Origin of the sequence: Phenylobacterium sp. (genome assembly GCF_046590535.1) — a bacterium.
GTDB lineage: Bacteria > Pseudomonadota > Alphaproteobacteria > Caulobacterales > Caulobacteraceae > Phenylobacterium.
In genome coordinates, this window is record NZ_JBKJTG010000012.1 from 1 (window position 1) to 10,623 (window position 10,623).

A 10,623-nucleotide genomic window follows, 5' to 3' on the forward strand; every position below is an offset into this window, starting at 1 on the left:
CGCATCTCGGCGATGTCGTCCACCGTGAACCGTTCATGCACCTCGCAGCGGCCTTTCCAGGCGATGATGCCGATGTGGGTCTGGCGGGCCACGTTCTTGGCCAGGAATTCGTCGGGGATCATGATCACGCGGTCGACGCCCCACAGGCGCGCAGCCTCCTCCACCACCTGCACGGCGTTGGCGCTGGTGCAGCAGATGTCGGTTTCCGCCTTCACCTCGGCGGAGGTGTTGACGTAGGTGACCACCGGCAGGCCCGGATAGCGCTGCTTGATCAGCCGCACGTCGGCCCCGGTGATCGACGAGGCCAGCGAGCAGCCGGCCCGCAGGTCAGGGATCAGCACGGTCTTGTCCGGCGACAGGATCTTCGAGGTCTCGGCCATGAAGTGCACGCCGGCCTGGACGATGATCTTCGCGTCCGACCGGGCGGCCTCCTTGGCCAGGCCCAGGCTGTCGCCCACATAGTCGCCGACCCCGTGGAAGATCTCCGGCGTCATGTAATTGTGCGCCAGAATGACGGCGTCCTTCGCGCGCTTCAGGCGGTTGATCTCGGCGATCAGCGGGGCCTGCAGCCGCCATTCCATGGGCGTGACGTGCCGCTTCACCTTCTCCCAGGCCGGCGCAGTCTGCGCTTCGACCTCAGGCGTGAAGGGGAACTGGAACCCGTCCGCGGCCATGAAAATCCTCCTTATGCTCAAAGTGAGCATTTCAGGGGCCTAAAGAAACGCCCAAGGAAGCCCAGGGCGCAGCGGTTATGCTCAAGTCGAGCAAAACTGTCGGAGGATATATAAACCCTCCAAAGGCGGACGCAAGGCGAATTCGGCGAACCTCGTTCCGAAAAGGCTTCAAGCGCGTTATGAAGGGGCGCCGCCAGGCGAAACGCCGGCTTCTCCGGACCCTTCCATCATTTCGCCCAGCTGTGGCGTCATCGTTTCCGCCGGCCCGAGTCCCTATATCCGGGGCCAGCACAAAGAGGTTTTCAGCTTCTGATCCGCCTGAACGACATAGGGCTCCGCCTTCCCAGGGCAAGAGCAGGGGCCATCGTGGCCCTGACGGTCGCGGCTGCCTGGGCTTGTGCGCCGACGCAGAACAATGTCCTCAGCCCCGAGCGGCAGGCGATGGTCACCCGGGGGCTTTCCGATGCCGCCCTGGGCGCGCTGGCCCGGCGCATGGACCCGGCGATGCGCGGGCTGGCGCTGCGACACGATCCGGGGCTGCAGCAACCGGACCTGTGGAACCGCGCCGACGGTTGGGCCAGCCTGGACATCCGCACGGCGCCAGACCTCGGATTCACCGCCGCGGACGCTCAGACCGCTCAGGACGTCAACGCGCTGATGCCCTTCGCCGGCCTGCCTATCCGGCCGATGAGGCCTTTCCTGCTGAAGGGTGGCGGCGAGGACCGGGCCCGGGCCCAGGAGTGCCTCAGCCAGGCCGTTTACTACGAGTCCGCCCGAGAGCCCCAGAAGGGCCAGGAGGCGGTCGCCCAGGTGGTCCTGAACCGGGTCCGTCACCCGGCCTATCCGAAGTCGGTGTGCGGCGTGGTCTACCAGGGCGCCGCGCGGGCCACCGGCTGCCAGTTCACCTTCACCTGCGACGGGTCCTTGCGCTGGAAACCCGAGCCGGCCCTGTGGCGACGCGCCCAGGACGTGGCCCGCCGAGCGCTGGCCGGCCATGTCGAGAAGGGCGTCGGATCAGCCACCCACTACCACGCCAGCTATGTGGCCCCGTACTGGGCTCCGACGCTGGTGAAGATGACCCAGGTCGGCGCGCACATCTTCTACCGCTGGACCGGCCCCTGGGGCGAGCCGGCGGCCTTCACCGGCAGCTACGCGGGCCGCGAAGCCAACCTGACGCAACAGGTGCTAGCCAGTCTGGACGCCCGCACCCAGGGGGGCCTCCTGACCGACACGCTGCTGCTGCTGGAGCGCAAGGTGACGCTGGCCATGGCCGGGGAGGTGCGCACCTATCGCGTCATCGACCCCAACACCCCGGGCGGCGAGCGCACCCGGGTGATGGGCACTCTCTACGCCCCGCGCCGCCAGCCGACGCCGGACGAGGTCCGCAAGATCAACGAGAGCCTGGCGGCCGTTGAAAAGAGCCTGGATGCCCCGGCGGCGCCCGCGCTGGTCATTCCGCCCGCAACAACCGCGCCCGCCAAGGCCGAGGCTCAGCCGGCGAAGGCGTCGGGATAGGCGACGCTGATCGGGGCGTCGAAGGCGCCGTCCGCCAGCGCCAGCGCCATGAACGACGGGCTCCCGGAATAGGGCGCCCGCACCCGTCCTGCCGCCTCCGCCGAGAAGCCGAAGCGCGGATAGTAGGCAGGATGACCCAGCACCAGCACCCCGTGGGCGCCGAACTCGCGCAGGGTGTCGAGCCCAGCACGCGTGAGCCTGGATCCCAGACCCCCACGCTGCAGGTCCGGCCGCACCGCCAACGGCGCCAGCGCGGCGAACATCTCGTAGCGGTCGGCCCACAGGCGGCTGAACAGGATGTGTCCAGTGATCTCGCCGCCATCCTCACTGACCAGCTCAAACACCACGTCGCCGTCGGCGCGCAACCGCTCCACCAACCTGGCCTCGTCGGGTTTTGCGAAAGCGGCCTCGACGACAGCGGCGATGGCCGGGTGGTCGGCAGGGCGGGCGAGGCGGATCATGCGCCGGACCCTAGCTTCCACCGCCCCAATGGCAAACGTCGCGCGTCAGGGCGTGGTGTTTCAAAAAAGGTCCGCTAAGTCTCTGGTGAAGCTTACCAAGCGCCGATTTTCTCAGCCTCGGCGTGGGAGATGGGGTGGTGCGCGTTGGCATGGTCTTCCTCGGCCAGGAACCGCACCGCCTCCAGCGCCGCCATGCAGCCCATTCCCGCCGCGGTCACCGCCTGGCGGTAGATGTCATCGGTGACGTCGCCGGCCGCATAGACGCCGGGCACGGCCGTGGACGCGGTCCCGGCCTTCACCTGCAAGTAGCCCGCGCTGTCGGCCTCGAGCTGGCCCTTGAACAGTTCCGACGCCGGCGCATGGCCGATGGCCACGAACACCCCGTCACAGTCCAGAGTGCGGGTCTGGTCCGTCTTGACGTTTCTCAGCCGCACCCCGGTGACGCTGCTGGGGTTCTCGGAGCCGAGCACCTCGTCGACCCCGTGGTCCCATATCACCTCGATCTTCGGGTGCGAGAACAGCCGCTCCTGCAGGATCTTCTCGGCCCGGAACTCGTCGCGGCGATGCACCACGGTCACCTTGGCGGCGAATTTGGTGAGGAACAGAGCCTCCTCCACGGCGGTGTTGCCGCCGCCCACCACCACCACCTGCTTGCCTCGGTAGAAGAACCCGTCGCAGGTGGCGCAGGCCGAGACGCCAAAGCCCTGGAACTTCTGCTCCGACGCCAGCCCCAGCCATTTGGCCTGGGCGCCGGTGGCGATGATCAGGGTCTCCGCCAGCCAGACCTGGCCTGAATCCGTGGTCAGCCGGAACGGGCGCTCCGAGAGGTCGGCGGAGAGCACGATGTCGTTGACGATCTCCGTGCCCACGTGCTCGGCCTGGGCCTGCATCTGTTCCATCAGCCAGGGCCCCTGGATCACCTCGGCGAAGCCCGGATAGTTCTCCACGTCGGTGGTGATGGTAAGTTGGCCGCCGGGCTGGATCCCCTGGATCATCACCGGGTTCAGCAGCGCGCGGGCGGCATAGACGGCGGCGGTGTAGCCGGCGGGGCCGGAGCCCACGATCAGGCAGCGTGCGGAGCGGGTCGTGTCGGACATGGCGCCAATGTAGTGACGATTCCGCAGCGGCGCGATGGGTCGGCGTTTGGTTAACGCCCCTTTCAGTGAGGCGGCCTAGGGTCAGGGCGGAACCGAGAGCCCGCCATGCCTGCATCGCCTCCCGAAATCGAGATCGCCGGCCGCAAGATCGGCCTCGGCCACGAACCCTTCGTGATCTGCGAGTTGTCGGGCAACCACAACGGCAGCCTGGAGCGGGCGCTGATCATGGTCGACGCGGCGGCCGCCACCGGCTGCGACGCCATCAAGATCCAGACCTACACAGCCGACACCATCACCATGGATGTGGACCGCCCGGAGTTCCAGATTCACGGCGGCCTCTGGGACGGTCGCAGCCTCTACGAGCTCTACGAGGAGGCCCACACCCCCTTCGAGTGGCACGCGGCCCTGTTCGAGCGGGCCCGGCAGCTGGGCGTGATCCTGTTCTCCAGCCCCTTCGACGAGACGGCGGTGGACCTCCTGGAGGGGCTGGATGCGCCTGCCTACAAGATCGCCTCTTTCGAGGCCGTCGACCTGCCGCTGATCCGTTATGCAGCGGCGAAGGGTAAGCCGCTGATCATCTCCACCGGGATGGCCAACCTGGCTGAGATCGCGGCCGCCCGCGACGCGGCGCTTACCGCAGGCGCCCCGGGCGTGGTCCTGCTGCATTGCGTCTCCAGCTACCCAGCGACCTTCGATGACGCCAATCTCCGCACCATCACCGACATGGCTGAGCGGTTCGGCTCGCCTATCGGCCTGTCGGACCACACGCCGGGGACGGCGGCCTCGGTGGCGGCGGTGGCCATGGGCGCCTGCGTGATCGAGAAGCACTTCACCCTGGCTCGGGCCGACGGCGGCCCCGACGCGGCCTTCAGCTTGGAGCCCCCGGAGTTCAAGGCGCTGGTCGATGACTGCAAAGCCGCCTGGAAGTCACTGGGGCGCGCGCAGTACGACGTGCTGGGCTCGGAGCGCGGCTCGCTCCTCTTCCGGCGCTCGCTCTACGTGGCGGCCGACGTAAAGGCCGGAGAGCCGCTTAGCCGCGCCAACGTCCGCTCGATCCGCCCCGGCAACGGCCTGCCGCCCGGCCACCTGGACGAGGTCATGGGGCGAAAGGCCGTGCGGGACCTGACCCGCGGCGAGCCCCTGGCCTGGGACATGCTGGCCTAGGTGGCCTGCATCTGGTCGAGGATTTCCTTTGTCCCGGTCCAGCCGACGTTCATCACCGCATCGATGAAGGCGAGGTACGGCGTGAAGTCCGCCGCACCTTGCGGGTACGCAACCGCGACGAACGGCTGGAAGCGCGCCGGGAAGCCCGCGTTGCGGAACACCCCATCGTCTTCCATGTAATCCGCCGAGCCCATGGGCGAGAGATAGTCGGTGGCGCCCACCGCCCGGCAGATCGCCAGCAGGTGGTCGGAGCGGTGGCCCGGGACCCCAAGCTCGCCCGACCGCACGAACTCGGTGGTCAGCTCCAACCGTTCCGCCGTGGCGCGGATCAGGGCGCAGTTGAGGTCGGCGAGGCCGGTAGTGGGCGCGGTCAGGTGAGCCTCCAGGAATGCCATCCCCTCGGCAAAGAACGGCCGGCGGCCGTAGGCGTGCCGAACCGACGCCAAGTGCTTCTCGCGCCAGGGCTCGGCGTCGGAGACCTGGATGTCGCGGATGGCGGTGTCGCGGTCGGTCTTCTGCACCGGCACGCTCAGCATCACCTCGCCGCCGGCCCCGGCGATGCGGTTGCGCTGCTGCCACGAGCGGCGGGCGAACTGCACGTCGTCCAGAAACACGAACACGTCGGCCTGAGCGATCAGGTGGAAATAGCCCAGGTAGGGGAGGTAGGTGGGCTGCATGATCGCCGCCTTGCGGCTCATGCCGCTGCGACGGCCCCAGGCGCCTCCAGGGCGGCGGCGAGGCCGGCGTTCACCTGAGCGAACTTCTCGGTCTTGGCGTAGGGCTCCCAGGCGCCGGCCACGAACGCTGGCCCCATCCGCTGGGCCAGGGTGGCGTGCAGGGTCTTCAGCCGGCGCATGGCGTCGGCGGAGTGATAGATCCAGCGCGGCTGGATGGAGACGCCCAGCATCTCGCCCAGATCAAGGTCGCCCGGGAAGCCGGCCAGCAGGCGGGCGAGGTCGGCGCGCAACTGGGCGTCTTCGGCCTCGGTGACGCACTCCGCGGTCAACAGGGTCTCGCCGCGGCTCTGGTAGATATAGGCGCGGAAGACGGCGCCCTGGGCGGTGAAGTTTTGGACGTAGAACGGCGTGGGCCCGCGCCAGCGGGCCTTGAATACATAGGCCGCGAAGCTCTTGGGCAGCAGTTTCGGCGTGGGCACGCCCGCCGCCTTAAACAGCGGCGTCGGATTGGCGGCCCAGACCAGCACTTCGCCGGGCTGGTGGGCGGCCAACGCCTGGCGCGGCGAGACCAGGGCGCGCTCGTGGATCGTGACGCCGAGACCCTCCAGCGCCGCGCGGCAGGCCTGGAAGAAGGCGGGGAAGCCGTCGCGGGGGAGCGCGGCGGTCAGGTTGGCGGTGCGGCCCCACAGGCCGCGGGGGATGGCGTAGAGCTCGTCGCAGGCAGGGCTCCGGCGCTTGGCTTCGGCCAGGGCCGCGAGGTCCGCGCCCATGGGATAGACCCGGTTGATGGCCAGTGGCGTAGCCGCGCTCCCGTGCACCTCGTCCAGCCAGGCGCCCAGGTGCCAGCGGCAGTAGCGGGTCAGGGCAGCCTCGATCTCCTGCGGGTAGGCCCGCAGCCGGTCGGCCAGGGTGGCGCCGCCGGGGTGGGTCAGGGCGAATTCGGCGCAGGGGATCGCGGGGCCGCCGAAGTCCTCGGTGAAGGTCGCCTCGCCGCCGCGGCCGGGGCTGACGGAACCGAACCGGTTTTCGACGTCCTCGAAGGCCATCCCGTGCCATTCCAGCAGGCTGCGGATCGGATCGCCCCTGGGCCCGAAATAGATGCAGCCGTCGCGTAGCTCAAGGCCATGCGCCTCGCGCGGCAGGGCGACGCCCCCCAGGCGGTCGAAGCGCTCGTGCAGCTCGATGTCGCGGCAGCCCAGGCGGTGCGCCTCAAAGGCCGCCAGGATGCCGGTCAGGCCGCCGCCGACGATGCGCACGCGGCTCATCCGGCGCGACCCCAGACCACCAGGTCGCTGTTCCCCGGCACGCGCCGGCCGGTCTGGACGTTGTCGAAGCGCACCGCCAGCTCCGTGCGGTCGCCCAGCTTCAGGGTGTGGGCCAGGAGATCGACCAGGCTGGCCTGGGTATAGAAGCGGTTGAACAGACCGGCCTCGCCGGTCTCGGGCGTGGCCAGCCGGTAGCCGTCCGGCTCCTCCTCGGAGCCGCGGCCATAGCGGTAGTCGTCCACCAGCCGGGTGCGGACGAACACCTCGCAGCCGGCGGCCAGGGCAGGGCGGAAGCCGGTCAGGGTGGCGCGGGCCTGCTCCAGGGTCAGGTAGCAGAGCAGGTTCGGGATGATCAGGGCGTCGAACGGGCCGTCCAGGTTGGGCGCGCCCCGGGCCAGGTCGGTCTGGATCAGCTCGGCGGCCTCGCCCAGGTTTCAGCGGGCGTCGGCCAGGGCCTTGTCGTCGTAGTCGAGCCCGGTGACCCGCCAGCCATAGTCCGCATAGAGCGCCAGGTTGTTGCCTGTGCCGCAGCCGAGCTCCAGCACCTTGCCGGGCCGTTCAGCCAAGCCGCGCTTGAAGAAGTGCCGCACGACGAACTCGTCGGGGAACTTCAGGCCGCGAATCTCTCGCAAGGGACGCATCGCGCCATGGTGGACGTCGGGGTGCGAAGGACTGGTTAAGGATGATCACCCCGCGCGGGCGGCTATCATCTCCAGAAAGACGGCCGCGGTGCGCGGCGCGCCTTCGCCGTCGCAAAGCTCGGCGCTGCGCCCGGCCAGCTGGCGGCGTAGCTGTCGGTCGGTGGTCAGGCGCATCAGGGTCCGGTCGAAGGCGGCGTCGAAGTCGGGGGCGGCCAAGTCCATCACCAGGGCGGCCTCCCGTTCGGCCAGGGCCCGGGCGGCGGGCTTCTGGTTGTCGGCCAGGACGATCAGCATCGAGGGCAGGCCCAGCGTGCAGCGCTCCCAGGTGGAGGACCCCGGCGCGCCGACGCCCAGGTCCGCCTCGGCGGTCAGCCGGGCCATGTGCGTGGTGTCCACGTGCAGGGCCAGGCGAGGGTCGCGCCGGGCGATCTTGGCCAACCCGGGCAGGCTGGGGGCGGCGGCGCCCAGCACGATGTCCAGGCCGATGTCGCCGATCCTGGGGCGCAGCCGCTCCACCACGCGCGCGGTGACGCCGTCCAGGTCGGTGAGGCCCATGGCCACCAGGATCCGCTGCACGGGCTCCCCGCGCCAGGCCAGCGCCGGCTCGCGCAGCGCCGCGAACTCCGGCCGCACGGGGGCGAAGGCGGGCCCCAGCAGCAGGCGCGCGCCCTCCGGAATCAGGGGCTGGTAGTCCTCGGCGGTGCGCTCGGGGCCGGCGTCCAGGATGAGGTCGGCGCCCAGCGGCCGGTCGGCCAGGTCGTCGATCACCAGCACCGGCCGGCCCTGGCCCATGGCCCGGTGGTCCCGCGCACCCAGGCCGTAATGGTCGAAGACCATGGCGTCGAAGGTTTCCGCCCCGATGGCCGCCGCCAGGTCGCGGGGTTCGGTCGAGGCCGCGGCCAGGCGCTTGGCCTCAGGCGCGAAGGTCTCCAGCACCTCGCTCACCGCCGGCGGCCCCATGAAGGCGCAGGCCGCCCCCTGTGCCTCCAGCGCCCCGGCCAGGGTCAGGGAGCGCATCACGTGGCCGCCGCCGACCTTGGCGCCGGCATCGACGACGAAGAGGATTCGCGGACCGCTCATAGCCGTCGATCGCCTCCGAACTTGGCCAGATCGGGGCGGCTGGCGACGAAGGCGCGGATGTCGGCGCTGGTGAAGGCGGAGTTGCCCGAATGGAGGGCCTCATAGACCTGCGCCACGAAGGCGTAGTCGTCGGGCCGGTCAACCGTCCAGCGGATGTCGCCGTCGTCGGCCTCGGCGCTCCGTAGCCAGGCGATCCGGTAACGATCCGGGTGGTTCCAGACGCCCCAGGTGACGTGCTCCCGCTCCTCGGGCGTCGCGGCGGCGTCGGCGGCCCGGCGCAGGGCATCTGCGGTGATCACCTCGACGTCCAGGCCCTTGGGATAGGCGAAGGTGCTGGGCGTGTTGCTGGTGTAGTCCGCGCCGCTCTCCAGGTGCAGGGCCACCGTGGCGTCGATCGCCTCCGGGTCACCCAGCGGGCAGTCGCCGGTCAGCCGCACCAGATGATCGGCAGGATGGGCCGCCAGAGCGCCGGCGAACCGGGCCAGCACGTCGTCCAGCGGCCCGCGATACACCTCGACCCCGGCGTCGGCGGCGACGTCGGCCAGGGGGTCGTCGGAGGCATCGGTGCTGGTGGCCACCACCAGCTGCCCGATCCGGCGGGCCCGCCGCACGCGCTCGATCTGGCGCACAATCATCGGCGCCCCGGCCAGCGGCAGCAGGACCTTGCCGGGCAGGCGAGAGGAACTCATCCGGGCCTGAAGGATGGCGAGCGGCATGGCCGCAGATGAAGCCAAGCCGCCCCAAAAGCAAAGGGCCGCTCCGAAGAGCGGCCCCCGCAAGTCGGCTTTGGTCGGCGATCTAGATGATGTTGCCGGCCGCGATGTCGGAGAGGACACGTCCCACCAGGAGGATCGCATCGTCGGCGACGTCGTCGTTGTTGCTGTCGACGAACACCACCACGTCCGACCCGACCTGGATGGCCGCGTGGTTGCGGCCCGCCGAGGCGACGAACAGCGCGTTGGCGGCGGTGAGCGCGGCCGCGAACGTCGCCGCCGTATCCGTCCCGAGGTTGGTGCTCGTCGCCACTACGTCGATCTGGTCGGCGATGGCCCAATCGGTGATCCGGTCGATGTTGGCCTCCACCACCCCGGAGTCGCCGTTGGCGAAGATGAACCGGTCGATGCCGCCGCCGCCGGTGAGCACGTCACGTTCCGTGCCGCCCACGAGGGTGTCGGCCCCAGAGCCCGACACGATGGTGTCCGTGCCGGCGTCGCCCTGCAGGCTGTTGTTCCCATCGCCGCCGCTGATCGAGTCTGCCGCCGCTCCGGACTGTACGGAGTCGGCGCCCGTGCCCGTGGTGATCGTATCGGTTCCGGTCCCGGACGAGATCGTGTTGGCTCCGTCTCCTGCGGTGATGCTGTTGGCCCCGTCCGAGGCGGTGATGGTGTCTGCCCCGGCGCCCGAGGTGATGGTGTCGGCCCCCGTGCCGGCGGTGACGCTGTTGGCGCCGGCCCCCCCAGCAATGCTGTTGGCGCCGTCGCTGGCCTGGATCGTGTCGTCACCCGTGCCGCTGGTGATGGTGTCCGCATCGACGCCGCTGGTGACGCTGTTGTTCCCGTCGCCGGCGGTGATCGAGTTCAAGCCTGCGCCGGCGGTGATGCTGTCGGCGCCCGCGCCCGTGGTGATGGTGTCGGCGCCAGCCGTGGAGGTGACGCTGTTGGCGCCGGCCCCCCCGGCAATGCTGTTGGCGCCGTCGCCGGCCTGGATGGTGTCGTCACCTATGCCGGTGATGATGGTGTCCGCGTCGGCGCCGCTGGTGACGCTGTTGTTCCCGTCGCCAGCGCTGATCGAGTTGAGGCCCGCCGCGGCGGTGATGGTGTCGGCCCCAGCCCCAGTGGTGATGGTGTCGGCGCCAAGCGTGGAGGTAATGCTGTTGGCGCCTGCCCCGCCGGAAATGCTGTTCGCACCATCGCCGGCCTGGATAGTGTCGTTACCAGAGCCGCTGATGATGGTGTCCGCGTCGGCGCCGGCGGTGACGGTGTTGTTCCCGTCGCCGGCATTGATCGAGTTCAGGCCCGCGCCGGCGGTGATGCTGTCCGCGCTGCCACC

12 protein-coding genes are annotated in these 10,623 nt (G+C 69.9%); 2 read left to right on the plus strand and 10 right to left on the minus strand.

All coding sequences use genetic code 11. From position 1 onward, the window contains the following. The coding region (locus ACLL81_RS00705) for a quinolinate synthase (RefSeq protein ID WP_411286427.1) at positions 1-704 on the minus strand (704 nt) is incomplete at its 3' end. Between the two features lie 336 nt (positions 705-1,040). On the opposite strand from ACLL81_RS00705, the gene ACLL81_RS00710 reads away from it, so the two are divergent. Continuing rightward, entirely contained in the window at positions 1,041-2,189 is a 1,149-nt protein-coding gene (locus ACLL81_RS00710) for a cell wall hydrolase (protein ID WP_411286428.1), read from the plus strand. Here ACLL81_RS00710 and ACLL81_RS00715 read toward each other — a convergent pair. Both ACLL81_RS00715 and trxB read right to left on the minus strand, forming a co-directional pair. Further along, positions 2,165-2,650: a GNAT family N-acetyltransferase gene (locus tag ACLL81_RS00715; RefSeq protein ID WP_411286429.1), complete on the minus strand. Its 486-nt coding sequence runs from the start codon at positions 2,648-2,650 to the stop codon at positions 2,165-2,167. The genes ACLL81_RS00710 and ACLL81_RS00715 overlap by 25 nt on opposite strands. 92 nt (positions 2,651-2,742) lie before the next feature. Further along, positions 2,743-3,747 carry a thioredoxin-disulfide reductase gene (gene trxB / locus ACLL81_RS00720; RefSeq protein WP_411286430.1) on the minus strand — a complete coding sequence of 335 codons (1,005 nt, stop codon included), beginning with the start codon at positions 3,745-3,747 and terminating at the stop codon, positions 2,743-2,745. Between the two features lie 105 nt (positions 3,748-3,852). Here trxB and pseI point away from each other — a divergent pair, with 105 nt between their 5' ends. Then, complete coding sequence (gene pseI, locus ACLL81_RS00725; RefSeq protein WP_411286431.1) at positions 3,853-4,911, plus strand: pseudaminic acid synthase; 1,059 nt, start codon at positions 3,853-3,855, stop codon at positions 4,909-4,911. Here the strand turns inward: pseI and ACLL81_RS00730 are convergent. From ACLL81_RS00730 to ACLL81_RS00760, 7 genes are all read right to left on the minus strand, one after another. Beyond that, positions 4,908-5,609, minus strand: coding sequence for a WbqC family protein (locus ACLL81_RS00730; RefSeq protein WP_411286432.1), 702 nt, complete (start codon positions 5,607-5,609; stop codon positions 4,908-4,910). The genes pseI and ACLL81_RS00730 overlap by 4 nt on opposite strands. Beyond that, entirely contained in the window at positions 5,606-6,853 is a 1,248-nt protein-coding gene (locus ACLL81_RS00735) for an NAD(P)-binding protein (RefSeq protein WP_411286433.1), read from the minus strand. The genes ACLL81_RS00730 and ACLL81_RS00735 overlap by 4 nt, the downstream gene beginning before the upstream one ends. Then, positions 6,850-7,116 (minus strand): hypothetical protein, encoded by a 267-nt coding sequence (locus ACLL81_RS00740; RefSeq protein ID WP_411286434.1) that lies wholly within the window; start codon positions 7,114-7,116, stop codon positions 6,850-6,852. Before ACLL81_RS00740 ends, ACLL81_RS00735 begins: the two co-directional genes overlap by 4 nt. Before the next feature lie 171 nt (positions 7,117-7,287). Next, positions 7,288-7,485, minus strand: a complete 198-nt coding sequence (locus tag ACLL81_RS00745) for a class I SAM-dependent methyltransferase (protein WP_411286435.1) — start codon at positions 7,483-7,485, stop codon at positions 7,288-7,290. Between the two features lie 54 nt (positions 7,486-7,539). Beyond that, positions 7,540-8,574, minus strand: coding sequence for a UDP-2,4-diacetamido-2,4,6-trideoxy-beta-L-altropyranose hydrolase (pseG, locus tag ACLL81_RS00750; RefSeq protein WP_411286436.1), 1,035 nt, complete (start codon positions 8,572-8,574; stop codon positions 7,540-7,542). Next, positions 8,571-9,290, minus strand: a complete 720-nt coding sequence (locus ACLL81_RS00755; RefSeq protein WP_411286437.1) for a cytidylyltransferase domain-containing protein — start codon at positions 9,288-9,290, stop codon at positions 8,571-8,573. The genes pseG and ACLL81_RS00755 overlap by 4 nt, the downstream gene beginning before the upstream one ends. Positions 9,291-9,372: 82 nt before the next feature. Next, positions 9,373-10,623: calcium-binding protein (locus ACLL81_RS00760; protein WP_411286438.1), on the minus strand; the 1,251-nt coding region annotated here is incomplete at its 5' end.

Excerpts from the sequence above, each read along its gene's own strand:
- ACLL81_RS00715 (WP_411286429.1), bottom strand. The coding sequence starts at position 2,650 with ATGATCCGCCTCGCCCGCCCTGCCGACCACCCGGCCATCGCCGCTGTC.
- trxB (WP_411286430.1), bottom strand. The coding sequence starts at position 3,747 with ATGTCCGACACGACCCGCTCCGCACGCTGCCTGATCGTGGGCTCCGGC.
- pseI (WP_411286431.1), top strand. The coding sequence starts at position 3,853 with ATGCCTGCATCGCCTCCCGAAATCGAGATCGCCGGCCGCAAGATCGGC.
- ACLL81_RS00730 (WP_411286432.1), bottom strand. The coding sequence starts at position 5,609 with ATGAGCCGCAAGGCGGCGATCATGCAGCCCACCTACCTCCCCTACCTG.
- ACLL81_RS00735 (WP_411286433.1), bottom strand. The coding sequence starts at position 6,853 with ATGAGCCGCGTGCGCATCGTCGGCGGCGGCCTGACCGGCATCCTGGCG.
- pseG (WP_411286436.1), bottom strand. The coding sequence starts at position 8,574 with ATGAGCGGTCCGCGAATCCTCTTCGTCGTCGATGCCGGCGCCAAGGTC.
- ACLL81_RS00755 (WP_411286437.1), bottom strand. The coding sequence starts at position 9,290 with ATGCCGCTCGCCATCCTTCAGGCCCGGATGAGTTCCTCTCGCCTGCCC.